We start from the raw sequence: 25,343 nt of genomic DNA on the forward strand, positions 1-25,343 counted from the left end.
CAGATCTCATAAAACGTGAAATGACAAAGCCCGTAATACGTACGGTTTATCACTTGGCCTGAAACGGATCGCAGGGCTGTCTATTGAGCACAGGAGCAACTAACGATTCAAAGCGGGAGGATGGGCCAGGCGAACGTAGCGACCGCTGTTGGCCCATAGCGGACTTTAGACATGCCGTGAGCTAGGCCTGCTATCGGCACATAGCGGTCATTAGCCGTTCATCTCTAAACCTATGGAACTGATCTCTCTCAACTTCTAACTCTGGCCCGTTATGTAAATGGCAGCGAACGCCAACGTCCTTAAGCTTCCTGACTATATTATGGGAACCTGGGAACGTGCGAATCAGCGGTGCCCTTTAGCAAGCGTGTACCCAACGTCTGATTAATTGCTTACCTCCTACTAACATTTGAGCTGTTTCTTTGTGCCAAATCCCCGGGTGCAGAAAACGTTGTGCTATGTTTTTTTCTAATTCATCGGGGTGTCTATTCAGCGAGTACACTCATTGCACTTACAACTTTGCATCGACTGGTACTATGCAGTTTATAGGGCATAGGGCGAACGCTTCTCTCAGTAAAACTGAATGTATTTAGAATTCTGTTGTAAATAATACATGGCGTATCGAAGCTCCCCTTGGGTCTCGGCGCAAAGCTCAAGTAGCGGATCACCTTTCGAAACTGAATCGCCTGCCTTGATAAAAATGCGAATCCCTGCCGCTTTGGCATTGGGCGCCCCTGCGAATTTGGCAAGATTTGCCAACTTGCGATTATCGATCGCTTTTACCCTTCCATCGCTATCGGCCACAGCCAGGTGACGGAATTGTGGCTCTGGGATCTCTCTGAATCCGCCCTGCGCTTCACAGATCGCTTTGAACTTGTTCCATGCGGCGCCACTGCTTAGCAGCCGCGCTGCCCTGCCCACTCCAGCCCCCGTTGGCTCAAGCCCTGCCATTTCCAGGATCTGTCCGGCCAATAACAACGCTCGCTCGCGCAAGTCAGGCGGTGCATCCTGCCGATTACCGAGTACTGCCAGTACATCCTGCGCTTCGAAGGCGGGGCCTATTCCCTGCCCTATCGGTTGACTCCCATCGGTAATCACCGGCCGCACAATCAGGCCCAGGCGTTCGCCAACCTGTTCAAATACCCGTTTAAGGCCCAAAGCATCAGACCTGGAGCGTATTTTTGCGGTTCGGCCCACCGGGATATCGATCAGGACATGGGTCGATCCGGCCGCGATTTTTTTCGACAGCACTGAGGCGACCAACTGTCCCTCGCTATCAAGGTCGATTGCTTTCTCAACCCGGATCAGGATGTCATCGACCGGACTGAGACTGACGTTTCCACCCCAGGCGAGACAACCGCCCTGTTCACGAACAACGCTCTGAATCTGTTCGAGATCGAGGTCCACCGGCGTTATAACCTCCATCGTATCGGCGGTCCCGGCCGGAGACGTGATAGAACGGGATGAGGTTTTCGGCATGGTAAGCCCGGCCGCGGTGACGATCGACACGACGATGGGTGTCGTTCTGTTGCCCGGCAGGCCGCCAATACAGTGTTTGTCGACGACGATATCTGTTCCCGGCCACTCCAGCCGGGAGCCGACATCCACCATCGCCTGGGTCAGGTAGGCGGTTTCGTCGATATTGAGGCGGTTGGCACAGGCGGTCAGAAAACTTGCGATATGAACATCGGTATAGCGGCCGTGCAGTACATCGCTGACGATCGCCAGTAACTGCCTCTGATTGAGCGGATGCTCGAAAATCTTGCTGCGCACATAACTGAGTGAGTTAACCCAATCGGGGTGGCTGATGGAGACCCGGTCGCCGTCCTCCAGACCCAGCCTGTCCCAGGCAATTTTTGATAACCCAATCTGGCCCGCAGGAAGTATCGCTGAGAGGGATTCAACAACGTTGAGTCTGGCGATAACACTGTGGCCTCCAGCCTGAACCTGAACACGGGTCTGGACGCCAAAGCCCTCCGCTCGGCAGATATGGCAGTCATCGCGCATATACACCACCGACTCCTGATAGGTATCGATGCCGATACGGATCGCTTTAAGACTGTTTGGGTCGTTGGCCGATTGTTTCGACATACCACCTCCGAAACCCCTCTCGGCGGTATAGGGGTTGGTTACAGTGAACAGGTTTGGATACCGATCTGACACTCGTCAGGACCGGGAATCAGTGTTCCACCCTGAGCCTGAGCCCGTTGATACTGGTAATCCGTACGGAGTCTCCAACTTCCAGTATCTCTGGTGACTCTGCGTCCCAAGTTTCATTACCCACCTGGACCCGCCAATAACCCTTATCTCCCCCAACCACCGTAGCGCGGCTGCGTAAAAGTGCTTCGGTACCGGTAGTAATCGGCTGTCGCATTGCCTTGATAATCAGCATGTACATAGCAACCGACAACAGAAAGATGACCGCGTAAACGGGACCCGCCCAGACCAACGGTAGAACGAGAAATACCGCGAGTCCGAGGATAGGCAGGAAAAGCACGATATGGCACATGGGCTACTCCTCTATGCCGAAAACGCGCTCCTTGCGATTAATCGAAACGACTTGAAAATTTCACATTACTTACGCGGTACTTTATTGCAGCAATGGGGCTCGTAGCCCGCATTGTCCTTGATGTTTTGATCGACATAGCGGTAATAGCTGCGCTTGGTGCGATTCCACCAGTTAGTGGCGAAACCGGCGCCCCGCTTGCTCAGGATCGACTCCACCAGATCCAGGTTGCAATGGGTCGCGTCATAGGAGAAAGCCAGTGTTCCCGCGTCCGGGTCGTATGCCACACGGTCGACCCCAAACTGTTGCTCAATCTCCGCCACCAGCGCTTCTGCCTCCTGCCCCTGAATGCCTGACAGCTGTAGCTTGCGTGAAACCAAGTTGGCCTCCTTCACCCCTAGTTTGTGATCCTGATCGATCATTGTTCTCTCCTTTTATCCCGCTGTTGCTCACTGGCTACTTGTCATTATCCTCTGCTGACCGTTCCTTACCGCCATGATGGTGATGCATAAACAAGTGCATCAACGGGCAGGCAAGAAAGATCAGATAAGGCAGCCAGGCCAACAGGTGATAGCCATGCGCTCTGACCAGGAAGCCGGCGCCGAGGGCCAGCACGGCTATCAGCAACAGCCCTTTTGGCGAGCAGCATGTACTTAACCAACGCTTATTCATTTGGACCTCCCACTGACTGTTCTATTCCACGATCAGCTCACCCCGGTACATCTGCATCTGGCAGGTGAAGGGGTAATGGCCGGGCTGCATCGGTTGCAGGCGCACCTCTTTGGCCTGGTTCAGCGGCAGCTCCTCGCTGATATCGAAATCCTGGAATACGACCACGCTGGCGCAGGGAGAAGGGTCTTGTCGCACAAACCCGAGCACGGCAGGCTGGCCCGCCTTGATGCGAATATGTGCGGGTTCATAGACTCCGTTTTTCACACTAATGGTGATCCGCCCCTCATCGAGCTGGCTGGTGGGCCCCTGGTAAATCCAGAACCACCATACGATCAGCGCGATAAGGAGCAGGCCTAACAGGTTGATAATCAGCATCGCATTCACTTCCTGCTCAATGGTCCTGGGGTTTAAACAAACGCAGCCGGTTGGCGTTTGTCACAACGGTCAGTGATGAAAACGCCATCGCTGCGCCAGCGATCACCGGACTCAGCAACACCCCCATGAAGGGGTACAGCAGACCGGCAGCCACCGGCACACCGGCGGCGTTATAGATAAAGGCACCGAACAGATTCTGTCGGATGTTACGCAGGGTGGCGCGACTCACGGCAATGGCGTCGGCCAGGCCATGCAGGGAACCGCGCATCAGAGTCACATCGGCACTCTCGATCGCTACATCGGTGCCGGTCCCTATGGCGAACCCCACGTCTGCCAGCGCCAGCGCCGGTGCGTCGTTGATCCCGTCGCCGGTCATGCCGACAACCTCGCCCTGCTGCTGCAATTCAGCCACCTTGGCGGATTTATCCTCCGGCAACACTTCGGCAAAAAACTCACCGATTCCCACCTGATCCGCCACTGCCTTAGCGGTAGCGCGGTTATCGCCGGTCAACATCACCACTCGAATACCGTTGTGTTGCAAACGCTGGATCGCCGCCACCGAATCCGCCTTGATTGGATCGGCCACCGCAATCAAGGCCAGCAGTTTTCCATCCGCCGCCAGATACATGGGGGTTTGCGCCTGTGCGGCCAGGGTCTGCGCCTGCTCCAGATGCTGATCGATATCGACCTGACGTTCCCGCATCAGCTTTTCATTACCGAATAGTAGTGTTCGGCTCTCAACACGCCCTTCAACCCCATGGCCAGCGATAGCATTAAACCCTTCGACACTGCCCAGACTGAGTTCACGCTCTTTCGCGGACTCCACAATGGACTGAGCCAGTGGGTGCTCGGAACCCTGTTCCAGGGTCGCTGCAAGGCGCAGCACTCCGGCCTCATCCTCGACCGCCAGCGGCACTATCTCGGTCACTTTTGGAGTGCCTTCGGTAATGGTGCCGGTCTTATCCAGAATCATGGCGGTGATCTTTGAGGCTGTTTGCAGCGCCTGGCCGTTGCGGATCAGCACCCCGGCCTCAGCGGCCTTACCGACACCGACCATTACCGACATGGGCGTAGCCAACCCCAGCGCACAGGGACAGGCGATGATCAGCACGGTGGTGGCCGATACGATGGCAAAGGCTACAGCCGGCGCCGGACCGAAGTTAAGCCAGGCCAGGGCGCTTAGAACGGCGATGATCATCACGGTGGGCACGAAATAGCCGGCGATTACGTCCGCCAACCGTCCTATGGGCGGCTTGGAATTTTGCGCCTGCTTCACCATCGATATGATCCGCGCCAGCGCCGTATCCTTACCGACACGGGTTGCCTTGAACAGAAGTGTGCCCGACTTGTTGATGGTGCCGCCGACCACCTCAGCGTCTGCGCTCTTCTCAACCGGCATCGGCTCACCGGTCAGCATCGATTCATCCACCGAGGAGTGCCCTTCCAGCACCGTGCCATCGACCGGGATTTTCTCCCCGGGACGCACACGAACCTGGTCGTCCTGCAGCACCTCTGCGATGGGAATATCGACCTCCTGGCCATCACGCAGAACACGGGCGGTTTTCGCCTGCAGCCCGATCAGCCGCTTGATCGCCTCGGACGTTCTACCGCGCGCCCGAATTTCAAGAGCCAGCCCCAGGTCGATCAAACCGATGATCATCGCGGTAGCCTCAAAATAAACGTGGCGCGCCATCTCGGGCACGACGCCGGGGAAGAACACCACCACCATGGAGTAGAGCCAGGCGGTGCCTGTACCCAGCGCTATCAGCGTATCCATATTGGCGCTGTGGTTGATGAACGATTTCCAGGCGCCCACGTAAAAGTGGCGTCCGGAAAACAGCATCACCGCCAAGGTCGCCACGCCAACCAACAGCCAAGCGATCCGTTCTGCGGTTGTTGAAACCGTCATCTCACCGATGAACAAGCCGTAGATCATCAGTGGCACGCCCAGTCCCAGGGCGATCGCCATCTCCCGCATCAGGCGTTTGTAGTATGCCTGGTCCGCCTGCTCCTTCTCATTGAGCAGATCTTCTGAGGACTCAGCCTGTGCCACCTTGGCGTCGTAGCCGGCCGCCTCAACGGCAGCAATCAGAGCCTTGTCCGAGACTTCGCCGTTAACACTGACGCTGCGTTGAGCAAAGTTCATCGATGCTTCGGTAACACCGGGCACCTGCTTTAACGCAGACTCAATTTTGCCGACACAACTGGCGCAGCCAGCGCCTTCGATCAGCAGTTCGTGTGCAGTACTGCTTGCTCCGGCGGCCGCGTTGCCAGGGTTGTGATGGCAATGTTCGCTGTGATGGTTCTTGTCATGCATAACTACTGCTCCACTTTGGAAATAACCGTATTTCCTATGAAACAGTATGGATCATGCACCACGACATGAAACTGACCGCCAGATTACATCTTTGTAAGGCTGAATAGAGGCGGCCGGTTAATACACGCGCGCTGGCCCAGCCTGCCAACTGTTGAAAGGCGATTCTTACTGGCAGCATGAGGCTGTCGCCAGGCGCCCCGCCTGTAACCTGTCAGAAATATCATCTTCATGTCAGCCTGGCGACAGACCGCATCGTTACTCTAAGTGCTTCACTTTATCGGAGGAATCGCCGTGGCATTCGTCAACCCCAGCCTTCTGGCCCTGTACGTGTCGGCGGTTCTCGCGCTGGCGGTTGCCAGCGCATCCCTTCAAGCCTGAGTCCTTAATTTCCCATTCAGATAGCTGTATAAGGAGTTCCCCATGCGACTTGGACATGCGGTAAGAGGATTACTCGCGGTCGCAGCACTGGCCCCGTTAAGCACGCTGGCCGGCACATACGATCTGGTAATCGACCAGCAAGCGCTGTCCATTGATGGCACGGCGAAGAGCGCCATGACCATCAACGGCGGTATCCCCGGCCCCACGCTGCGCTTCAAGGAGGGTGAGGAGGTTACTCTTAACGTGACCAACCAACTCGATGTCGATACATCGCTCCACTGGCATGGCCTGCTGGTGCCCTACACCGAAGATGGCGTACCGGGCATCAGTTTCGACGGCATAAAGCCAGGCGAAACCCACACCTACCATTTTCCTATCAAGCAGAGCGGCACCTACTGGTACCACAGCCACTCCGGCTTTCAGGAACAGGAAGGGGTCTACGGTCCAATCATCATCGAGCCAGCCAAAGCTGAGCCGTTCACGTTCGACCGTGAATATGTAGTGATGCTGTCGGACTGGTCAGCGGAAAGCGGCGACCAGATCTTCGCCAACCTCAAGGGTCAGAGCGACTACTACAACTACCACCAGCAGACTGCCGGCAGCTTTATCCAAGAGGCCAGAGAACAGGGTTTCGGCACAGCTCTGAAGGAACGCCTCAGTTGGGGCGGCATGCGTATGATGCCCACCGATATCGCCGATGTGTCGGGTTACAGCTTCCTGGTCAACGGCAAATCCGCCGGGGATAACTGGACAGGGCTGTTCACGTCCGGCGAGAGGGTGCGGCTGCGCTTCATCAACGGCTCTGCGATGAGCTATTTCGATATCCGCATTCCCGGTCTCAAAATGACCGTGGTGCAGGCCGACGGCAACAATGTACAGCCGGTCAGCGTCGATGAATTCCGCATGGCGGTGGCTGAAACCTACGATGTGATCGTAGAACCCAAAGAGGAGCGCGCCTATTCAATCCTGGCCGAGTCTGTCGACCGCGCAGGCTTTGCCCGCGGCACCCTGGCTCCCCGGGACGGAATGGCAGGCGACATTCCCGAGCTGCGTGAACGGCCGCTGCTGACCATGGCCGATATGAGCATGGCCAGTATGGAAGGGATGGATCACTCCAATATGACGGATATGGATCATTCTAATATGGCGGATATGGCTAAACCCGCTATGGCAGCCACCAGCCAGGCCAGTATGGCGAATATGAACCAGCCCGCTATGGAGGGTATGAATCATTCAGCCATGAACGGTATGAATCAGTCGCCGATGAATGCCGCCAAACAGCCGAGCAGCGATTATGCCCCTGGTAGCGGCTTAACCCCCTCTGCCGCCAACGGTGGCAAGTTCCTAGTCTATGGAGACCTCAAGGCGGTGACGCCCTACGCCGACTACCGCGCCCCGGACCGGGAAATTGAGCTCCGCCTCACCGGCAATATGGAGCGCTATTTCTGGTCGATCAACGGCACCAAATATTCCGATGCTGAGCCAATCAAAATGACCTACGGCGAGCGGGTGCGAATCAAATTTGTCAACGACACCATGATGAACCACCCCATGCACCTGCACGGCATGTGGATGCAGCTCGACAAGGGCAAAGGTGAGTTCAATCCGCTGAAGCACGTCGTCAATGTCGCGCCCAATACCACTCTGACGGTGGATGTTCCGGCGGATGCGCTGGGTGAATGGGCATTCCATTGCCATCTGATGTACCACATGGCGTCGGGCATGTTCCGCAAGGTGATAGTGGAAACCCCTGCTGACCAAACTGCAGCACTGTAAGGAGTCGATGAGATGACTGTAAAAATGGCATACCGGACACCGATGGGTATCGCTTTAACGCTGCTGACGCTTGGGCTGCCGGGACTCACAAACGCCGCAGAGGGTGACGATGCGGTTATGACCAAGTTCATGCTGGACCGGCTCGAAGTACGCGATGCGGATGACAGCGAAAAACTCGGCTACTGGGAGGGTCAGGTCAACATTCGCACCGACTATCAGGGGATGGCGTTCAAGGCCAAAGGCGAGCGTCCTGAAGGCGGCCCCACCGAAAGCGCCGAGTACCAGTTACTCTATCAGCGACTGGTATCAGATTTTTTCGATGCCCAGTTTGGTATCCGCTACGACAATCAACCCGGCCCCTCCCGTACCTACGCGGTAGCCGGACTGCAGGGACTGGCGCCCTATTTCTTTGAGGTAGACGCCAACCTGTTCCTGAGCGATGAGGGCGATATGTCGGCCCGCGCCGAAGCAGAATACGATCTGCTGCTGACCCAGCGACTGATTCTGCAGCCCGCGGCTGAACTCAATGTCGCCTTCAGCGACGACGAGGAGCTCGGCATTGGCTCGGGATTTAGTTCGGCTGAACTGGGGCTACGCCTGCGATACGAGGTAACCCGGAAAATCGCGCCCTATATCGGCGTGCAGTGGGAAAGGAAATTGGGCAACACCGCCGATTACGCTCGGGATGAAGGCGAGGATGTAGAGTCAACCGCGTTCACACTGGGTATCACCGCCTGGTTCTGAGGTAGCTCTACCGGGGTGTCGAGTAGAGTCATTCCCCACTGTTCGGCACCCCGCTCTACCGCTGAAATGAGCCTCCTCGCCATCATGGTCAGGAGATTTTCGAGGCCCCTTTTATCCACATGTTTGAGCCACTCCATTACTTAACCAATGAACTGGTTGCCACCTATTTCAGCCATTCACATTGGTGGCTGCACACAACCATATACTGGATCCTGCTCGGGTCGCCGTTAATTCTTTCTGGGCTACTGAGTTGGCGTCTGTACAGGATAGCCGTTAGCTGTTTTCGCAAAAGCCGCCAGGTTTTCCCCGTAAAATCAAGACTCAGTAAAATGCACAGAGAGATTAACGGGACACTGTGCGCCTACATTGTTTTTAAAACCGGCAAACAACAACTGCTGCTTTTTCTGTTGGCACTGCTTTCGCTGCCACTACTTTACCTCTCGCTTGAGATACCTAAGCATATCGTCAATCACGCGATCGGATCCGACGCATTTCCCATCGATATTTACGGCGTGAAGCTCGGTCAGGTCCAGTTTCTGTTCGGTCTCTGCCTGCTCTACCTGCTGTCAATCAGCCTGAACGGTTCTATTAAATATGCTGTTAACCTGTCGAAAGGCCGGCTGGCCGAGTCGATCCTGAGACGATTGCGCGTCAAGGTTTATGTCCTCTGGTACAGACTCAACAGCGGCGGCAACCAGTCACAGATCATCCCGCTTATGGTGCAGGAACTGGAGGCGATTGCGGGCTTTGCCGGCGACATCGTGGTTTTGCCCGTGTTTCAGGGAGGGACCTTCCTGACTATCCTGTTTTTTCTGTTCATGCAGGATCCGATGCTCGGCGCCGCTGCGCTGTCACTGCTTCCCGTGCAACTTGTTGTCATCCCGCGTATGCAGAAAAAGGTCAATCAACTGGGCCGCTTGCGCATGAAAGAAGCGCGTTACCTGGGGCATATTATCGGCGAAGGGAACGAGCAGACACCGGCTAAAACCGCGTCCGCGTTTGCGACGATTCGCAAACTTCAGGCAATACGGATCGAAATATACCAGCGCAAGTTCTTAATGAAGGGGCTTTATAATTTCATAACCCATTTAACACCGTTTTTCTTCTATACCATTGGCGGCTATCTGGTAATCGAAGGCCAGCTGACATTCGGTGCGCTGATCGCGGCACTGGCGGCGCATAAGGATTTTGCTGCACCTCTGCGAGAGCTGTTCAAATACTATCAAACCCTAGAAGATGTACGTATGAGATGGGACGAACTGGTTGGACTGATAAAACGCGGGCACTCACCCACGAAGTGAATCGCCCCGCTTACAGCACCGTTTTTAATACGGGCGATCAGCGCCTGAGCCACCGCGTCAGCACAGTCACGCGGCCAAAGCCCAGATTAAAAACGCTGCTCGGGATCTCCCCCCAGGGCAGCGTTTCTTGTCTCTGAAGTTTTGCAAAGTCCGCTGCTTCGATGGCGGTGCCTGTACCGAGTAGCCCGCTTTTTCCACCGCTTCGATAAGTATAAGGCGCTCCCGTTGGGTATTGGAGTGCGTATCGGCACCGTTCGATTGCCAGGCTGCAACCTCATCGACGTAATCAACCTTCTTCAGCGCCGCTTCCAAGCGGCCGACGCAGGAGGCACAACCCATGTTTCAATGGGTAGACTGCTTAGACGAATACTGTTGTACCTGAATCTCCATCACCTACCTCCTTACAAGCTTTTGATGATGAAATTCAGGGACCATAAACCTCCCGATAATGGGAAAGTCAAGACACAGGCACAGCAAATATCAATATAAACCCGAGGGCTATCGCCACCAGAGCGAACCGGACCCGCTCCCTGTGATTTCCACAGACACTGAATGCCACCAGGCATTGCAGCAGGTAGTAGAGTGCAAAGGCTCTGGATGCCAGCGCGATAACGGTGAATGTCGATCCCGTCCACGCCAGTACCAGCGTCGCCACGCCAACCAGCAGGTAACCCCAGCGCGGATGCAATCGCCCGCGGGTGACCTCCCCAAGATTAGACACGGCAGCCAGGGTATCGGCCACAGCCGCGGAAAACTGGGACAGTGCCGCCGCCAGAATCAACGGCATGGATAACAGGAATGAGACGCTGACAGTGAGCTTTATCAGGCTGTTGTCTTCGTATTGTCCGTTCAGCACCGGCACTATCGGTAACGTGACGATAACAAAGACGATATACACCGACAGCGCGCAGTATTGCGACCAGCGAGACGCACGGATACGGGTCCAAGTATCGAAGCGCTGTCCCAGATAACGCGGCGTTTCAAAGCCCTGCACCACGATTAGAGTACCGGACACTATCGTCAGGATCTCCCAGAAGGAGCGATCCGGCATCTTTGGCAAGGGCAGATAACCCGTTTCCAGAAACAGGTCGACATCATGCAGCGCAAAGCCAAGGATCAGCACCAATACCACAGCCAGAGTCAGATAAAGCGCCAGCTGTTCCAGACGCTCAAGCGGCGCCAGGCCACCGAAGAGACCTACCAGGGTGATCAGCACCACCAGAATGGAGGTTAACAGGCTTTTGTTGAACTCGCTGTCCAGCTCCAAACGGCCAAGAGCGAAGGCGCTGAGGATATGCAGGTACAGACACACCGACACAATGTAAGCCAACACCAGCGCAGCATCAGAAGCGCGCTCCAGCATGACCGTCAGCTTTTTATTGCCGGCAGCCAGCACCGGTTCGGCGCAGAGTATGTTGTGTCGTACGATGGCACCGGTCTGGAAGGCGATCACCGAGATCGCCAACATGGCCAGCACTGCGTAAGGCCCAACACCGCTCGCCAGTACAGGTACGATGACAAGAAAGCCGCTGCCGAATATGGAGGCCAGCGGCGTACTCATGGCCGGTATAATCTGCCCTGGTCCTGTCGAAGGCTGGGCAGGGTGACAGCCGTTCATGTTACGGCGACTCATAGCTCAGCCATCAACGGTGGCTCTGAGAGACGATGCCGTTGGCTTCCTGTACTTCGCGGATAAATTTCACGATAGCCGAGGATTCGTAGAAGCCTACTGCCTGCTTGGGCATATCGCCGTAGGGCCAGTGATGTTGGCGCGTACCGTTACGCATGGCGGTGTATATCGCTTTGTCGCTATGGTGACCCGGGTTATAGATCGGATGTATCAGCGGGGGTCCCTTCAAGGTTCCTGCGCCATTGTCGGCGTGGCACTCCGCACAGGTTGCATTGAACGCTTTTTGCCCGGCACTGGCCAACTCACTGAGTTTGGGTACACTGACATCCACATGCCATTCACTATGGTCCGCCACGGCCAGGTTGGCCGACAGCAGCGCAACCAGAGCCAGTCCGGAACGCAGTTTCAGTAACTGACTTAACAACATAAGCGTTCCTCTTCGCTACTACCTTTAACACTTTGGGGCAGTTTAGCAGCGCTTGCTGCGCCGCCATGAGTGACCTTTAACAGGCGCGAGTGGATCCCGCCCCTGTTTCAAGGCTTATACCAGGCTTATTTTCTCTGTTGCTGCAACAGCTCCTGCATCAGATCAAGACGCTTATCCATCTGACGATAGGCTTCCATCATGCCCACGCAGTTCATCTGGCCGTTCATCATCCCCATGCCTTTCATCATTCCCATACCGCCGCCCTGCTGCATGCCACCCATCATGCCTAGGGTTTCCTGCAATTGCTGACGGTGCTCTTGCATCAGTTCCATCCGCTTATCGGCATCGTCGGTGTCCATGATCCGGTCCATACCGGCCTGCATCATCTGCATGCGCTGCATCATCGGCATCATACCGCCCTGACCGCCCATCATCCCCATGCCGCCCATCATGCCACCACCTTGCTGCTGCATTCCGCCCATCATGCCGCGGAACTCGGTCATCGCCTTGCGGTGCTCCTCCATCAATTCCCGCCGTTGTGCCGGGTCGTCGGTGGTCGCCAACTGATCGGCCAGGTTTTGCATCTGCTCCAGCCGTTCCTGCATCAATGGCTGCATCGGCGACTGCATTGTTGCACCAGCCATCCCGGCGGGCGTTCCACTTTGGGCTCCCGCATCAGGATGATGATCCTGCTGGGCCCAGCTAAAAGGGCTGGCAAAAACCAACATCAGCATGAATACCAACGGTTTCTTTTTCATTGTCTTTGCTCCGGATAGTTCATCGTTTTGCCTGGCGCATAGATCTCACTCAAACCAGGCCGCAGTTATTTCCGTGGTGGAACCTTGCTGCAGCAAAACGGCTCATGCTTCGCGTTATCCTTGATATTCTGGTCGGTATAGCGATACCAACCCTCTTTGAATCGGGTCCACCAACCCTGGTCCAGATCGCTGCCGTGACTGCGAACAATGGCCTCTATCTGATCAAGTTGCAGAACAGAGGCGTCATAGGCGATATCCAGTCGCTGGCTGTCCGGGTCGAGTCTGACGCTATCGACTCCTCTCAGTGGCTCGATCTCCTCTGCGATTGCCGCTGCCTTGCCGGCATCCAAAGACTCCAGAAGCAGGTGCCGTTGGACCAGAAAAGCCTCGCGTACACCTGGTTTGTGCTCTGTATGAGACATATCGCTCTCCTTCTTCAAATATCGTTTAACCGATTGCCACCCATCGCCATCTGGATCACTTCGTGGTGCTTCAGCTCAATCAGATAATGCGGCAAACGGCGATGAGGCTCAGCGGTCCAGAGGAGCAGATCTTTCAAGGTTTCGACTTTCATCTCAGCGCCTCAGGTCATCTGTTTTATTCCGTGCTTTCAGTATGGTTGAGCAGCGCCGACAGGAAACTGACCTGCTGATTACATTTTTGTAATCAACGGCTCGTGGCGCTGATTTAATGCCAGACTGCAGCCTGTCGGCACTGTGCCCTAAAGAGTGCTCGGAGGCGCTGCGATAAAACAGGCCCAGACCTGCACACAACGATTATCCTGCTTGCTAAAGGGCCATTGATAGCGTCCAGAAAAATGATTTTTCGCAGCAATATCATTGCATTAGCGATACAGTGGATGCATAACAACAAGATGCCCCTTTCCCCGGTAACGGATTTGCAAAACCAGGGGAATGACCTAAGGGATGGAGAAAACGAGCCAACCATGATTTCACTGACCACGCGCCTGACACTGCTGTTCGTACTGGTATCCGTCGCAATCTTTACGGTGCTTGGATTTATGATTCAGCACTCGCTTTCAAACCACTTTGCGACCCAGGATTTTTCGGAGCTGGGCGACAAGATCAAGGCGACGGTTCGTCTCCTGGAGCGAACCCAACGCTCTGACTCAGCCACTGCGATCGCGCTTTCGATCGAAGAGGCGATCGTGGATCACGACAGCATCATCGTTCGCATCGATACCGCCGACGGCGACAACCTGTTCTCCATCAGCCCGATCACCGTGCCCTATAACGTCGAGAATCTACTTCTTAAGCCGGGTCAGGCGGAACGACGGGAGTGGCAGCAAGGCGAAATCGCATACCGAGGACTCGCCATGGCGACTCCAGGCGGTACAGCGGGTAGCCCTGCCTTGATCATATCGACTGCCATGGAAACCACCCGTCACGCGGCTTTCATGGATAACTTTTCCAGCAAACTGGTTGGCCTGATGATTGTGGCAACAATGCTCAGCGCCCTGCTCGGTTGGTGGGTATCCCGTCAGGGTCTGGCGCCGCTGCGGAGCATGGGCGCCAAGGCCAAGTCGGTAACCGCCAAGCGACTTGATCAACGCCTGGCGGTGGAGTCACTGCCCGTCGAGCTGGGCGCGCTGGCGATCGAGCTCAACCTGATGCTTGACCGTCTGCAAGAGTCATTCAACCGTCTGACGCATTTCTCCTCCGATATCGCCCATGAGCTGCGAACCCCGATAAGTAACCTGGTAATGCAAACACAGGTTTCCCTCGCCGCCCCCCACACCGAGCAGGAGCTGGAGGATGTGCTCTACTCCAACCTTGAGGAGTTCGAAAGGCTATCGCGGATGACCTCGGATATGCTTTTCCTCGCGAAGGCCGAAAACAGCATGAAACTGCCGTCCAGCGAGCGCTTCAAGCTGGAGGACGAAATCATAAAGCTGTTCGATTTTTATGAGGCACTGGCGGATGAACGTAGTCTCACCCTGCGTATGCAGGGCGGCGGTGAGCTGGCGGGAGATCGCATCATGATAGATCGCGCGATCAGCAACCTGCTCTCCAACGCCATACGCCACACGCCGGAGAACGGGCAAATCGATGTGGAGATCGAGCACAGGCCGGATGTTCTTCAGGTGCAGATAAAGAATACCGGCACTCCCATAGCCGACAGTGAACTGCCTTACCTGTTCGACCGTTTTTACCGCTGCGACCGGTCTCGCTGCAATACGGACCATGAGGGTACCGGTCTTGGCCTGTCGATTACCCGCGCCATCGTCAAAGCCCATGGCGGCAGTATTGAAGTCCATTCAGATAAGAACAACACCTGCTTTACGCTGATTTTCCCTGAGCAGGAGCGGGCCTGATACTCTGGTCAGAGCGGCGCCGACAGTTAAAAAAGAGGACTCATTCCGTGAAGTTGCTGATCGTTGAAGATGAAATCAAAACCGGTGACTATCTGCAGAAAGGGCTCACCGGAGCGGGCTACAGCGCTGACCTGGTACGCACCGGTATTGACGGGCTGATGCAGGCCACCTCCCAGAGTTATGACCTGATAGTGCTGGATGTCATGCTACCTGAACTGGATGGCTGGCAGATCATCAAGGCACTGCGCGACAAGGGCTATCAGGTGCCGGTGCTTTTTCTAACCGCCCGTGACGAAGTTGAAGACCGGGTCAAAGGCCTGGAGCTGGGCGCCGACGACTATCTGGTCAAGCCCTTCGCCTTCTCGGAGCTGCTCGCCCGGGTGCGCAGCCTGCTGCGACGGGGCAAGACTTCGCTGGAACCCACGCTGCTGGAGGTTGCAGGGCTGCAACTCGATCTGGTTAAACGCCGGGCTATTCGTGATGAACAACGCATCGACTTAACCGCCAAGGAGTTTCTGTTACTTGAGCTGCTGATGCGACGTCAGGGCGAAGTTCTGCCCCGTTCGCTGATCGCATCCCAGGTATGGGATATGAACTTCGACAGTGATACCAATGTGATAGAGGTCGCCATGCGCCGCCTGCGTAGCAAGGTCGATGAGCCCTTCTCACCTGCGCTGATCCATACCGTCCGTGGTATGGGATACGTCCTCGAGCCCCGGGACTAACTGTTCTCCAGCATTAAGCGATCTCCAACTTAAGCGATCTCCAACAAGCGTCTCGGGACTTAACGGTCCCGATACTGAATATCCCGCTTCATCGCCAGATAGGTTTCCCGGTCGATTTCGCCACGGGCATAACGCTCATGCAGAATATCCAGCGCATCGCTGCCCCTGTCGTCCTCTTTATCGGCACCGCCCGATCCACCCAGCCATCTCATCAGCGCGGCAATGCCGAGGATAATCAGCAGCCAGAACAGCAGCATATGTATGCCGCCGAATAGCATCCAACCCCAGCCCCAGTCATGTTCACCCCATTCGCCCCACATATTCATCTCTCCTCTGTATCGATTCTCTGCCGTTTAATCTGAAACATTACAAATTGTCACTTCGGACCGGGCCCTGAAACTCAGGCCAGAACCCGTATCCAGCTGACCATTCCCGCAGCCTGATGCTCGATCATATGGCAGTGCAGCAGCCAGCTACCCGGGTTGCCGGCGCGGAAACGGATGCGGGTCTGCTCACCGGGCGCCATCACCACCGTGTCGTGCCAGAGTCCCGGATGATAGCGCGTCAGGTCCGACTGAAAATGCTGCCCATGCAGATGCATGCTGTGGGGCCAGCGGGTGTTGTTGAGCATCTCAACCTCGACCAGGTCGCCGCTGCGCACCTCCAGCAGCGGCATCTCCGGCATATTGACGACACCGTTAAACGCCCAGATCTGCTTCTGCTGCACCAGTTCGCGCACACTCAGGGTCTGGTCGCCATAGACCGCCTGCCTGAGACGCCCCATGGCGCCGCCGGTCATATCCAGCTGTACACTGTGATCGGCAGGCCCATCGCCCAGCTGCGCCAAGGGGTTGGCCGGCAGCGGCCGAGGGTCATCGCGCGGGCCCTGCTCTATATGGCCATCCAGTTGCAGATACGCCAAGTCAATCGGTGCACCGTCGGTCTCCAGCTGCACGGCCAGGGATCCCTGCTCCTGTGCCGGCAGATCGATCACCAGGTCATAGCGCTCAGCGGGGGCCAGTAGCAACGGGCCGCTATGAGCCTTGGGCGTCGCCAGCGGCTGCCCATCCTTGGCCCAGATCCAGCTTGGCAGATCCGGCAGTCGCAGCGCCATAATGCGTGCATTGGCGGTGTTGAGCAGGCGCAGCCTGACCCGCTCGCCCCCTTTCACGTTAAAGCGCGGTTTAAGCTGGCGGTTAACGGTAAGCAGGTTGCCGGTGCGACCGCCATGGGCCCAGTCATGCATGGCGCCGAGGCTGGCGGCATCAAACTGGCGTGCATCGTTCAGGCGCCAGTCGTCCAGTGTCAGCACCAGATCCCGATTCACAGCAACCGGCTCGGGTTCTTCGACGATCAGCGGCAGATAAAGCCCGCGCGCCAACTGCTCGTAGGTTTTGTGATGGGAGTGAGCCCAGTAAGTCCCCGCATCCCGGGGCGTAAAGCGATAAACGAAACGTCCGCCCGGTGCGATCGGCGCCTGAGTCAGGCCGCTGACGCCATCCATGGCGTTATCGATCCTAAGGCCATGCCAGTGAACGCTGCTTGGCTCCGGCAGCTGGTTTTCCACTTCGATCTCCACCGGCTCCCCCTGGCGCAGGCGCAACTGGTCGCGATCGAATGCCCAGAGCCCCACTGGCTCCCCCAGAGGCGCGAACCAGTGGCGTTTTTCCGGTTTAAGCGCGAGCTTCAGCCGGCGTACGCCGGGCTCGCCTTTGAGCCCTGTTTCCGACTGCTGCGATGCGCTGACCAGCGTCGGACCGGCCACCAGGCCAAGGGCGCTCAGCTGGATAAAATGACGGCGACTCAAGCTCATTTCAGCGCGTCCTTCATCTGCTGCAGAACCGCTTCCAGACTGGCAAGCGGCTGCGCGCCGCTGATCGCCACCGCTTCGCCACTGGCGTTGTGAAGCAGGAAGTTGCCCGGTGTGCCGGTCACGCCGGAGGCCTTGCCATCCTCGGTCTGCGCCAGCACCTTATCTCGGAATCGCTCCTCACTCATGCAGCTGTCGAACGCCTGTCGGTCCAGGCCTAGCTCCTCTGCCAGCGGCCCCAGGTTAGCGATGGGGAATCCCTTGCCGTTGGAGCGGGTGCGCTCAAATATCAGGTCGGAATAGCGCCAGAATGCCTCGCTGCCCCCAAGCGCACCTGCACACTCAGCGGCTTCCGCCTCTTTCTGCGCACCGGGGTTATGGAAATTCAGCGGGAAGTGTCGGTAAACCCAGTTCACATCGGGATTGTTTTCAACAAAGGTCTTGGCCGTAACGTGAAAGCGTTTGCAGTAGGGACATTCATAGTCCGAATACTCGACCAGGGTGAAAACCGCATCCGGCGCACCACGCACATAATCGGACGCAGGATCCACCGGCGGCAGGTTAGCCACCTGCGCCTGGCGCTGCTGTCTTGCCTGCTCTGCCCGCGCCTGGTTCTGTTTCTCAATAAAGCGGACGATAGACGCTTCCACCTGTTTATCGAACGCCTCGCTGCTGAAGTATTCCTGCAGCTTCTGGTCGATCAATTGTTCAATATTGGCCTCCTCAGCCCGTGCCTGGCCGCTAGCAAGCAGAATCATCAGGCTGCCCAGCAGATGAGGTATCAGTGACTTTTTCATGGGGGTACTCCACGCAAGATTAATCCGCCGATCAGGCTCGGCAGGGTTTCTTTTCAGTTATAGCGAAAAAGATTCAGGCGCGTGGAGGGCGTGTAGGTTGGGTGGTATAGCCGGGACGGGTAGCAGTCACTTTATAGGGCACCGGCAGCAACGGCCCCGACCGCCAGATGGGTTGCTGCGGTGAAAACACCGCCGGGGGCTGAGCGGCGCAGCTACGCGCGCACTCTACCCTCTGCTGGTTACAGCAGCTATGAACGGCGCTCATCGCCTCAGCCTGCGGACCACCCTGAACGGCGGCCTGGACAGGCGCTGCCGTATAGCCGAAAACCAGCAGGAGCAGCGTGGTGAGGAGAGCCATTAGATTTTTCATAACCGGCAGTGTGGATCAACACCTCCAATTTTTACAGTGCTATCAGCGCTCAGTGAGCAGGTAAGTCGCTATTGCTTGACGATCCTCATCACTGAGGAACGCGGTTCCTTCCCGAATCACCTCGCCCATGGTTGCCCCGAGCACATCACCATCCGGCGTGATCCCGGAGCTAAGCGCATAGGCCAGATCCTGGACACTCCACCCCCGCTGCTTGAGCGCCTCGGCATGAATCGCCGGTGAGCTGCCGCCTCCGGGCAACCCCTCGGCTCCGGCAAACGGGTCATCCTGGTCCAGCGCGCCCAGCAGGTTGCGTGAGGTATGGCAGGCCGCACAGTGACCCGCCGCCTCAACCAGGAACTTGCCGCGATTGTACTGGGTATCCTGCTCGGCAACCGGCTGGAATCTGCCGGGGTCAAAGTACATCTCCTGCCAGAGATGAAGCCCGGAACGGATGTTGAACGGAAACCCCAACTGCTGCGGCTTGGATGGCTGCGCCACCGGCGGCACCGTCTTAAACGCAGCCCAGAGATCGGCAACATCCTGATCGCTGAAACGGGTGTAAAAGCCGTAGGGAAACGCCGGGTAATACGGATCCCCCTCGGGCGATACACCCTCGCGCACGGCGCGGGCAAAATCATCGATCGACCAGGCGCCTATGCCTTCGATTTTGTCAGTGGTCAGGTTTGGCGCATAGAAGGTACCAAAGGCGGTCTCCAGCGGAGCGCCGCCAGCTAGCGGCGACCCTCCTGCGTCAGTATTGGTGTGGCAGGCGATACAACCGGAGGCGCGGGCCAGATAGGCCCCGCGCCCCACATCACCGTTCAACTCCGCCAGCGATGCGGAGCCCGGCTCTGTGCCGGTTAACGCAACACCACCCAAACCGATAGAGACGACACCCAGGAGCAGAACCAACCTTATAAAGAGTCGTTTCATCCGGGCTGTTACTCCTCGATACGATAGCGCGTGTGGCAGGAGGAACAGGTGTCGGTAAGCATGCGGAACACCATATCGGCGGGCATCTCGGAGAGATGTTCCTCATCGGGGCCTGCCGACCCCATCATATTGCCCATCATCCCGCTCGATCCCATCATCGAGTCGGACCCCATCATAGAAGAGCCCATCATCGATCCAGAACCCATCATGTTAGAGGACGAACCGGCAGCCGATGCCCTGCCGTTATCCGCTGCCTTCTCCAGCGCCTCACTGTAGCGCTGGAGCTGAGCAGCCTGGCTTTCAAAGCGATCCCACTCCTGCCAGATCTCCGGCTTGGCCTCGCTTGGTCCATGGACGCTGCCTTCCGGAAAAAGACGAGTCATCGCAGTCCCAGAGTTTTCCCTGATAACCCGCGCCGCTTCCCTGATCGCTTGCGCGTTATAGTCCGCCTTGCCACTGAAGATGTCGGACATCGATTTCATCGACTCTTTCATCTCCTCCATCAGCTCCATGCGTTCTTTAACAACACCACTGGCATTACCATGCGCCATGGCAAGACCGGAGGCCAAGCCAGAGACAAGTGAAACAGACAAAACAACAGCAGCACCCATAACCTGGATAGATTTCATACTTAACCCCTAAAACAGGCAATAAACTTCATGTCCGCGGCAAAAACCACGGTATTAACAGCAAGATATGAAGCCGGAATCAGGCGATGGGAGGGGGTATTTCTATGCCCAGATGAGGCGCGTTATGAGAGGGGCGAGCCAGAACCATTGGCCTTGATGGCACCTTGATACTGTCGGTAAGCGGCACCGCGATAACCAACTCGGTAATGCTGGCCTGGCTGAGCTCGATATGGAGCAGGTTTTCAGAACTGTCATCTTCCGCCTGGTCACCCATGAGCTCCTCGGAATGACTGTGGCCGCCATGCACCTTGTGGAACTGCCAGTGCTGCCAAACCGCCTGGTCCCCTGACACCGAACTGGCAAGAGCAGACAGCGACTGCAAGTTAAACAGCAGTACAAACAGCAGGGCCAGCGATGTGCGAGTGAGACGGGTCATAAGCACTGGGTTAGGCAAAGGAACTTCGATTGTAAGTAGCACCGCCAATTAATTCAATCCGCCACCAGGCCTTTACTCTACTTTCTCCACTAGCCTCTTTCGTACCGTTCACACCCTATGCCAGAAACGTTATTGACTTATGAAACCAAGTTTTTATGAATTATGAATACTGATACGTGCGAGGCCCAGCGTCAGCTTTGGGTCGAAAGTGACAGCTAGGACAGGTCCCCGCAAATTCCGCTTTGTACGCCAAGCAGACTCTTTCTGAGTGGAGGAGGCAACGCTGAGCCAAACGGGACGATGGCGGCGAGACTACTCTAAACATTCATCAAGCTCACCAGCGAACCCCATCAGCCTCCCATTTCACCCAATGAGCTAGCATTTCACGCTCAATGCGCTTCGGCATATTTTTAGCTGAATACGGGTGCCAACCTAGAAACATACGAAAAACCATATATACATTTTATCGTATACGTATCAAAATAGGCGTATCAGGTCGTTTTGATATACGGCGCTCACAGACACTGACAGACAGCTTTGATAGACCGACCCAATGAAACCACGTGTGCTTTTCCTCTGTACCGCCAACTCCGCACGATCGCAGATCGCCGAAGCGCTGCTGCGCGATCAGGCCGGTGACCGTTTCGATGTTTTCAGTGCCGGCTCCTCACCGCAGAGTATCTCCCCCGGTGCGCTGGAGGCGCTGCGTAGCCATGGCGTAGAACCTGAAGGGCTGGAGCCCAAGGCGATCGAGACCTTCAGGGACCAGCGCTTTGACTACATCATTACCCTGTGCAGCAGGGCACAGCAGGAGTGCCAGAATTGGCCCGGCCACGGCGTGGTGATGAACTGGGATTACGACGATCCCCGCGAGAGCTCAGACCCCAGGGCGTATATCAAAACGCTTCACGCCATCAATGAGCGGATCAAACTCTTTATCGAGCTCAACAGCAAAGCGGGTAGCAACCTTACCGGGTCACTCGGCGCTGTGGAGTTTTACAAGGCGCTGGCGGACGAGATCCGCCTCACCAGCCTGCTGCTGATCCTGCAGCAGGGAGAGCTCTGTGTCTGTGAGCTGACCTGCGCGCTGGAGCAGTCTCAGCCGAAGATCTCCCGCCACCTGGCGCAGCTGCGCAAAAGCGGTCTGTTGCTGGACCGCCGCCAGGGGCAGTGGGTCTATTACCGCCTGCACCCGCTGCTGAACGACTGGATGCTACGGGTATTGCAGGAAACCGCAGAGCACAGCCCCGCGCTTCTCGCCAGCGCGAATGAGCGCCTCGAACAGATGACAGACCGGCCGGCCAACGGCGGTAGCGCCTGTACACCCTCAGAAAGCACATCAGATACAAGCAAGGCAGATTGATATGAGCGATAACACACTTCCCAACCTGGAGCAGGCCTGCTTCCAGATTCCGGCACAGGCAGAGGGCGCCGAACCGCCGCGTATTCTGCTGCTTTACGGATCCCTGCGTGATCGCTCGTTCAGCCGCCTGGTCAGCGAAGAGGCCGCCCGCCTACTGCAGGCGATGGGCGCAGAAACCAAGACCTTCAACCCCAGCGGTCTGCCGCTGCCAGATGACGCCGACGCCAGCCATCCCAAGGTGCAGGAGCTGCGCGAGCTGGTGCAGTGGTGCGACGGCATGGTCTGGTGCTCGCCGGAGCGTCACGGCTCGATGACAGCGATCATGAAGGCGCAGATCGACTGGATTCCACTGAGCATCGGCGCGGTGCGTCCGACCCAGGGCAAAACCCTGGCGGTGATGCAGGTCAGCGGCGGTTCCCAGAGCTTCAACGCCGTTAACCAGCTGCGCATTCTCGGCCGCTGGATGCGACTGCTCACCATCCCGAATCAGTCGTCCGTGCCCAAGGCGTTTATGGAGTTCGACGATAACGACCGGATGAAGCCCTCGCCCTACTACAACCGCATCGTCGATGTGATGGAGGAGCTGGTCAAATTCACCCTGCTGACCCGCGACCAGAAGGATTACCTGACCGACCGCTACTCCGAGCGGGTCGAAACCGCGGACGAACTTTCCAAACGGGTTAATCAGCGCTCGATCTGAGGACCGGACGAAAAGGATATGAAGGATTAAACCATGGGCATCTTTGAACGTTACATGACCCTCTGGGTCGGCCTATCGATTCTCGCCGGCGTGCTGCTCGGTAACCTGGCGCCGGGTCTATTCGCTGCCGTGGCCGGGCTGGAGTTCGCCCACGTCAACCTGGTGGTTGCGCTGTTCATCTGGGTGATGATCTATCCGATGATGGTGCAGATCGACTTCAGCGCCGTGAAGGACGTGGGCAAGCGACCCAAGGGGCTGGTGCTGACGCTGGCGATCAACTGGCTGATCAAGCCGTTCACCATGGCGTTTCTCGGCTGGCTGTTCTTCCGCGTGCTATTCGCCGACTGGGTGGATCCGGAAAGCGCCAGCGAATATATCGCCGGCATGATTCTGCTCGGCGTGGCGCCCTGCACCGCCATGGTGTTTGTCTGGAGCCAGCTGACCAAGGGCGACCCGAACTACACCCTGGTGCAGGTATCGATCAACGACATCATCATGGTGTTCGCCTTCGCGCCGATCGCGGCCTTTCTGCTCGGCGTCAGCGATATCCAGGTGCCTTGGGAAACGCTGCTGCTGTCAGTCGTGCTCTACGTGGTGCTGCCGCTGGTGGCCGGTATCTGGACCCGTCACCGGCTGGAAAATGGCGGCGACGGCCAGCGCCTCGATCAGTTCACCCACCAGCTAAGGCCCTGGTCGATCCTGGGCCTGCTGGCCACCGTGGTACTACTGTTCGGCTTTCAGGCCAACACCATCATTTCACAGCCACAGACCATCGCTCTGATCGCAATCCCGCTGCTGATCCAGACCTACGGTATTTTCGCCCTGGCCTACGGCGCCGCACGCTGGCTGAAACTGCCACACAACGTGGCGGCACCGGCGTGCATGATCGGCACCTCGAACTTTTTCGAGCTGGCGGTGGCCGTGGCGATCTCGCTGTTTGGCCTGCACTCGGGCGCTGCGCTGGCCACCGTGGTGGGTGTACTGGTGGAAGTACCGGTGATGCTGTCGCTGGTGGCCTTCGCCAACCGCACCCGGCATTGGTTTAAGGGTTAGGATTCCAAGGATAGGGGGACTAAACCATGTTCGAGATCTTCACCCGCCTGGCCGACTGGCTGGTTTACCAGCTGATGGGGCTTTCAGCGGATACCAAGCTCGGTGACGCGCTGCATTTCTTCGTCGAGGATGTCAGCAAGATCTACGTCCTGCTGGTGGTGATGATCTATGTGATCGCGCTGGCCCGTGCCTCGCTGAATGTGGAGCGGGTGCGCGATTTTCTCGCCGGTCGCAACCGTGGCTTTGGCTATCTGCTCGGCTCCGGCTTTGGGGCTATTACGCCGTTCTGCTCCTGCTCCAGTATCCCCGTGTTTCTCGGTTTTACCTCCGCCGGGATTCCGGTGGGGATCACCATGGCGTTTCTGCTCACCTCGCCACTGATCAACGAGGTGGCGGTACTGCTGCTGATGAGCCTGCTGGGCTGGAAGTTCACCCTGCTCTACGTAGTTGTGGGCATGGGCGTGGGCATTCTCGGCGGCGTTTTCCTGGATCAGATCCGTGCCGAACGCTGGCTGCAGTCCTTCGCCCGGAAGGCGCTTGAACGAGGCAAGCAACAAGGTAAACAGCAGCAACCGGCTCAAAGCAGCGGCCCGGCTGAGAAACTCAGCTTCGCGGAGCGCCACCAGTTCGCCAAGGGCGAAACCGGCGAGATCTTCGGCCGCGTCTGGAAATGGGTGATTATCGGTGTGGGCCTCGGCGCTGCCCTGCACGGTTTCGTGCCGGATGGCTGGATCGAGTCTCACCTCGGCGATGGTCAGTGGTGGTCCGTACCGGCTGCAGTGCTGCTGGGCATACCGCTCTACTCCAACGCCACCGGTGTGATTCCGGTAATGGAGAGCCTGATCGTCAACGGCCTGCCGATCGGCACCACGCTGGCGTTCTGCATGAGCACCGTAGCGGCCAGCTTCCCGGAATTTATCCTGCTCAAGCAGGTGATGCAGTGGCGCCTGCTGGCGATTCTGTTCGCGGTACTGCTGGCGGCATTTACGCTGGTGGGATGGATTTTCAATCTGCTGACGCCCTTTATCTAAGCGCCAACAGTCATTCACCGAGGGTTAAAACGATGAAAACAATCAAAGTACTGGGTAGCGGTTGCAGCAAGTGCATCAAAACCGCAGAGATCATCACCAAGGTTGCTGCAGAGGTCGGCGCTGAAGTGGATGTCATCAAAGAGACCGATCCGGAAGCGATCATGAACTACGGCGTGATGAGTACACCCGCGGTGGTGATCGATGAGCAGGTTGTCCACAGCGGCAGCATTCCCAGCCAAGACGCGATTCGCGGATGGCTGAAGAGCTAAAGAGCCAGGAT

27 protein-coding genes are annotated in these 25,343 nt (G+C 57.0%); 10 read left to right on the plus strand and 17 right to left on the minus strand.

Annotated features, from left to right (window positions below; genetic code table 11):
- Positions 1-567: 567 nt before the first annotated feature.
- The 6 genes from CLV83_RS22305 to CLV83_RS22330 form a co-directional block, all read right to left on the minus strand.
- The gene (locus CLV83_RS22305) at positions 568-2,088 is read right to left on the minus strand and encodes a thymidine phosphorylase family protein (RefSeq protein ID WP_132298129.1); all 1,521 of its coding nucleotides are present in this window, start codon (positions 2,086-2,088) and stop codon (positions 568-570) included.
- Positions 2,089-2,176: 88 nt separating this feature from the next.
- The gene (locus CLV83_RS22310) at positions 2,177-2,506 is read right to left on the minus strand and encodes an NfeD family protein (RefSeq protein ID WP_132298131.1); all 330 of its coding nucleotides are present in this window, start codon (positions 2,504-2,506) and stop codon (positions 2,177-2,179) included.
- A 65-nt stretch (positions 2,507-2,571) separates the two neighbouring features.
- Positions 2,572-2,925, minus strand: coding sequence for a cation transporter (locus CLV83_RS22315; RefSeq protein ID WP_132298133.1), 354 nt, complete (start codon positions 2,923-2,925; stop codon positions 2,572-2,574).
- Positions 2,926-2,959: 34 nt separating this feature from the next.
- Positions 2,960-3,175, minus strand: a complete 216-nt coding sequence (locus CLV83_RS22320) for a DUF2933 domain-containing protein (RefSeq protein ID WP_132298135.1) — start codon at positions 3,173-3,175, stop codon at positions 2,960-2,962.
- Positions 3,176-3,196: 21 nt separating this feature from the next.
- The gene (locus tag CLV83_RS22325) at positions 3,197-3,550 is read right to left on the minus strand and encodes a cupredoxin domain-containing protein (protein ID WP_132298137.1); all 354 of its coding nucleotides are present in this window, start codon (positions 3,548-3,550) and stop codon (positions 3,197-3,199) included.
- Between the two features lie 16 nt (positions 3,551-3,566).
- Positions 3,567-5,867 (minus strand): heavy metal translocating P-type ATPase, encoded by a 2,301-nt coding sequence (locus tag CLV83_RS22330; protein ID WP_132298139.1) that lies wholly within the window; start codon positions 5,865-5,867, stop codon positions 3,567-3,569.
- Between the two features lie 420 nt (positions 5,868-6,287).
- Here CLV83_RS22330 and CLV83_RS22335 point away from each other — a divergent pair, with 420 nt between their 5' ends.
- The 3 genes from CLV83_RS22335 (at position 6,288) to CLV83_RS22345 (ending at position 10,066) form a co-directional block, all read left to right on the plus strand.
- On the plus strand, positions 6,288-8,021 hold the full coding sequence (locus CLV83_RS22335) for a copper resistance system multicopper oxidase (RefSeq protein WP_132298141.1): 1,734 nt from the start codon (positions 6,288-6,290) through the stop codon (positions 8,019-8,021).
- A gap of 12 nt (positions 8,022-8,033) precedes the next feature.
- Positions 8,034-8,765, plus strand: coding sequence for a copper resistance protein B (locus CLV83_RS22340; protein WP_207894992.1), 732 nt, complete (start codon positions 8,034-8,036; stop codon positions 8,763-8,765).
- A gap of 329 nt (positions 8,766-9,094) precedes the next feature.
- On the plus strand, positions 9,095-10,066 hold the full coding sequence (locus CLV83_RS22345) for an ABC transporter ATP-binding protein (RefSeq protein WP_132298143.1): 972 nt from the start codon (positions 9,095-9,097) through the stop codon (positions 10,064-10,066).
- Between the two features lie 457 nt (positions 10,067-10,523).
- Here the strand turns inward: CLV83_RS22345 and CLV83_RS22350 are convergent, their stop codons facing one another.
- The 5 genes from CLV83_RS22350 to CLV83_RS22650 form a co-directional block, all read right to left on the minus strand.
- On the minus strand, positions 10,524-11,699 hold the full coding sequence (locus tag CLV83_RS22350) for a hypothetical protein (protein ID WP_165900384.1): 1,176 nt from the start codon (positions 11,697-11,699) through the stop codon (positions 10,524-10,526).
- A 10-nt stretch (positions 11,700-11,709) separates the two neighbouring features.
- Complete coding sequence (locus CLV83_RS22355; RefSeq protein WP_132298147.1) at positions 11,710-12,123, minus strand: c-type cytochrome; 414 nt, start codon at positions 12,121-12,123, stop codon at positions 11,710-11,712.
- Positions 12,124-12,248: 125 nt separating this feature from the next.
- Positions 12,249-12,881, minus strand: a complete 633-nt coding sequence (locus CLV83_RS22360; RefSeq protein ID WP_132298149.1) for a hypothetical protein — start codon at positions 12,879-12,881, stop codon at positions 12,249-12,251.
- 65 nt (positions 12,882-12,946) lie between these two features.
- Positions 12,947-13,303: a heavy-metal-associated domain-containing protein gene (locus tag CLV83_RS22365; RefSeq protein WP_132298151.1), complete on the minus strand. Its 357-nt coding sequence runs from the start codon at positions 13,301-13,303 to the stop codon at positions 12,947-12,949.
- Between the two features lie 14 nt (positions 13,304-13,317).
- Positions 13,318-13,455, minus strand: a complete 138-nt coding sequence (locus CLV83_RS22650; RefSeq protein WP_165900385.1) for a hypothetical protein — start codon at positions 13,453-13,455, stop codon at positions 13,318-13,320.
- Between the two features lie 372 nt (positions 13,456-13,827).
- Here CLV83_RS22650 and CLV83_RS22370 point away from each other — a divergent pair, with 372 nt between their 5' ends.
- Positions 13,828-15,216, plus strand: coding sequence for a heavy metal sensor histidine kinase (locus tag CLV83_RS22370; RefSeq protein ID WP_165900386.1), 1,389 nt, complete (start codon positions 13,828-13,830; stop codon positions 15,214-15,216).
- A gap of 47 nt (positions 15,217-15,263) precedes the next feature.
- Positions 15,264-15,941: a heavy metal response regulator transcription factor gene (locus CLV83_RS22375; RefSeq protein WP_132298155.1), complete on the plus strand. Its 678-nt coding sequence runs from the start codon at positions 15,264-15,266 to the stop codon at positions 15,939-15,941.
- A 59-nt stretch (positions 15,942-16,000) separates the two neighbouring features.
- Here the strand turns inward: CLV83_RS22375 and CLV83_RS22380 are convergent, their stop codons facing one another.
- The 6 genes from CLV83_RS22380 to CLV83_RS22405 form a co-directional block, all read right to left on the minus strand.
- Positions 16,001-16,267, minus strand: coding sequence for an SHOCT domain-containing protein (locus CLV83_RS22380; RefSeq protein WP_207894993.1), 267 nt, complete (start codon positions 16,265-16,267; stop codon positions 16,001-16,003).
- Positions 16,268-16,341: 74 nt separating this feature from the next.
- Complete coding sequence (locus CLV83_RS22385; RefSeq protein ID WP_132298157.1) at positions 16,342-17,754, minus strand: multicopper oxidase family protein; 1,413 nt, start codon at positions 17,752-17,754, stop codon at positions 16,342-16,344.
- Positions 17,751-18,548 (minus strand): DsbA family protein, encoded by a 798-nt coding sequence (locus tag CLV83_RS22390; RefSeq protein ID WP_207894994.1) that lies wholly within the window; start codon positions 18,546-18,548, stop codon positions 17,751-17,753. Before CLV83_RS22390 ends, CLV83_RS22385 begins: the two co-directional genes overlap by 4 nt.
- 412 nt (positions 18,549-18,960) lie before the next feature.
- Entirely contained in the window at positions 18,961-19,851 is an 891-nt protein-coding gene (locus CLV83_RS22395) for a c-type cytochrome (RefSeq protein ID WP_132298159.1), read from the minus strand.
- A gap of 8 nt (positions 19,852-19,859) precedes the next feature.
- A complete protein-coding gene (locus CLV83_RS22400; protein ID WP_207894995.1) occupies positions 19,860-20,480 on the minus strand; it encodes a c-type cytochrome in 621 nt (206 codons plus the stop codon).
- Between the two features lie 79 nt (positions 20,481-20,559).
- Positions 20,560-20,916 carry a hypothetical protein gene (locus CLV83_RS22405; RefSeq protein WP_132298161.1) on the minus strand — a complete coding sequence of 119 codons (357 nt, stop codon included), beginning with the start codon at positions 20,914-20,916 and terminating at the stop codon, positions 20,560-20,562.
- 553 nt (positions 20,917-21,469) lie between these two features.
- Between CLV83_RS22405 and CLV83_RS22895 the strand changes: the two genes are divergently transcribed.
- From CLV83_RS22895 to CLV83_RS22430, 5 genes are read left to right on the plus strand one after another with little or no spacing between them, the layout of a single operon-like run.
- Positions 21,470-22,279 (plus strand): metalloregulator ArsR/SmtB family transcription factor, encoded by an 810-nt coding sequence (locus tag CLV83_RS22895; protein WP_132298163.1) that lies wholly within the window; start codon positions 21,470-21,472, stop codon positions 22,277-22,279.
- 1 nt (position 22,280) lies between these two features.
- Positions 22,281-22,979, plus strand: a complete 699-nt coding sequence (arsH, locus tag CLV83_RS22415) for an arsenical resistance protein ArsH (protein ID WP_132298165.1) — start codon at positions 22,281-22,283, stop codon at positions 22,977-22,979.
- 33 nt (positions 22,980-23,012) lie between these two features.
- A complete protein-coding gene (gene arsB, locus CLV83_RS22420) occupies positions 23,013-24,032 on the plus strand; it encodes an ACR3 family arsenite efflux transporter (protein WP_132298167.1) in 1,020 nt (339 codons plus the stop codon).
- Positions 24,033-24,058: 26 nt separating this feature from the next.
- Positions 24,059-25,063, plus strand: coding sequence for a permease (locus tag CLV83_RS22425; RefSeq protein WP_132298170.1), 1,005 nt, complete (start codon positions 24,059-24,061; stop codon positions 25,061-25,063).
- Positions 25,064-25,095: 32 nt separating this feature from the next.
- Complete coding sequence (locus tag CLV83_RS22430) at positions 25,096-25,332, plus strand: thioredoxin family protein (protein ID WP_132298172.1); 237 nt, start codon at positions 25,096-25,098, stop codon at positions 25,330-25,332.
- Positions 25,333-25,343 lie beyond the last annotated feature (11 nt).

The sequence above is a fragment of the Marinobacterium mangrovicola genome, assembly GCF_004339595.1.
GTDB classification, from domain to species: domain Bacteria; phylum Pseudomonadota; class Gammaproteobacteria; order Pseudomonadales; family Balneatricaceae; genus Marinobacterium_D; species Marinobacterium_D mangrovicola.

Bases quoted from the DNA above. Each gene is read 5' to 3' on its own strand.
- CLV83_RS22400 (WP_207894995.1), bottom strand. From the start codon at position 20,480: ATGAAATCTATCCAGGTTATGGGTGCTGCTGTTGTTTTGTCTGTTTCA.
- CLV83_RS22345 (WP_132298143.1), top strand. From the start codon at position 9,095: ATGCACAGAGAGATTAACGGGACACTGTGCGCCTACATTGTTTTTAAA.
- CLV83_RS22385 (WP_132298157.1), bottom strand. From the start codon at position 17,754: ATGAGCTTGAGTCGCCGTCATTTTATCCAGCTGAGCGCCCTTGGCCTG.
- CLV83_RS22340 (WP_207894992.1), top strand. From the start codon at position 8,034: ATGACTGTAAAAATGGCATACCGGACACCGATGGGTATCGCTTTAACG.
- CLV83_RS22370 (WP_165900386.1), top strand. From the start codon at position 13,828: ATGATTTCACTGACCACGCGCCTGACACTGCTGTTCGTACTGGTATCC.
- CLV83_RS22335 (WP_132298141.1), top strand. From the start codon at position 6,288: ATGCGACTTGGACATGCGGTAAGAGGATTACTCGCGGTCGCAGCACTG.
- CLV83_RS22320 (WP_132298135.1), bottom strand. From the start codon at position 3,175: ATGAATAAGCGTTGGTTAAGTACATGCTGCTCGCCAAAAGGGCTGTTG.
- CLV83_RS22395 (WP_132298159.1), bottom strand. From the start codon at position 19,851: ATGAAACGACTCTTTATAAGGTTGGTTCTGCTCCTGGGTGTCGTCTCT.
- CLV83_RS22405 (WP_132298161.1), bottom strand. From the start codon at position 20,916: ATGACCCGTCTCACTCGCACATCGCTGGCCCTGCTGTTTGTACTGCTG.
- CLV83_RS22330 (WP_132298139.1), bottom strand. From the start codon at position 5,867: ATGCATGACAAGAACCATCACAGCGAACATTGCCATCACAACCCTGGC.
- CLV83_RS22325 (WP_132298137.1), bottom strand. From the start codon at position 3,550: ATGCTGATTATCAACCTGTTAGGCCTGCTCCTTATCGCGCTGATCGTA.
- CLV83_RS22355 (WP_132298147.1), bottom strand. From the start codon at position 12,123: ATGTTGTTAAGTCAGTTACTGAAACTGCGTTCCGGACTGGCTCTGGTT.
- CLV83_RS22650 (WP_165900385.1), bottom strand. From the start codon at position 13,455: ATGAAAGTCGAAACCTTGAAAGATCTGCTCCTCTGGACCGCTGAGCCT.
- CLV83_RS22895 (WP_132298163.1), top strand. From the start codon at position 21,470: ATGAAACCACGTGTGCTTTTCCTCTGTACCGCCAACTCCGCACGATCG.
- CLV83_RS22305 (WP_132298129.1), bottom strand. From the start codon at position 2,088: ATGTCGAAACAATCGGCCAACGACCCAAACAGTCTTAAAGCGATCCGT.
- CLV83_RS22380 (WP_207894993.1), bottom strand. From the start codon at position 16,267: ATGAATATGTGGGGCGAATGGGGTGAACATGACTGGGGCTGGGGTTGG.
- CLV83_RS22310 (WP_132298131.1), bottom strand. From the start codon at position 2,506: ATGTGCCATATCGTGCTTTTCCTGCCTATCCTCGGACTCGCGGTATTT.
- CLV83_RS22315 (WP_132298133.1), bottom strand. From the start codon at position 2,925: ATGATCGATCAGGATCACAAACTAGGGGTGAAGGAGGCCAACTTGGTT.
- arsB (WP_132298167.1), top strand. From the start codon at position 23,013: ATGGGCATCTTTGAACGTTACATGACCCTCTGGGTCGGCCTATCGATT.
- arsH (WP_132298165.1), top strand. From the start codon at position 22,281: ATGAGCGATAACACACTTCCCAACCTGGAGCAGGCCTGCTTCCAGATT.
- CLV83_RS22350 (WP_165900384.1), bottom strand. From the start codon at position 11,699: ATGAGTCGCCGTAACATGAACGGCTGTCACCCTGCCCAGCCTTCGACA.
- CLV83_RS22430 (WP_132298172.1), top strand. From the start codon at position 25,096: ATGAAAACAATCAAAGTACTGGGTAGCGGTTGCAGCAAGTGCATCAAA.
- CLV83_RS22390 (WP_207894994.1), bottom strand. From the start codon at position 18,548: ATGAAAAAGTCACTGATACCTCATCTGCTGGGCAGCCTGATGATTCTG.
- CLV83_RS22360 (WP_132298149.1), bottom strand. From the start codon at position 12,881: ATGAAAAAGAAACCGTTGGTATTCATGCTGATGTTGGTTTTTGCCAGC.
- CLV83_RS22425 (WP_132298170.1), top strand. From the start codon at position 24,059: ATGTTCGAGATCTTCACCCGCCTGGCCGACTGGCTGGTTTACCAGCTG.
- CLV83_RS22365 (WP_132298151.1), bottom strand. From the start codon at position 13,303: ATGTCTCATACAGAGCACAAACCAGGTGTACGCGAGGCTTTTCTGGTC.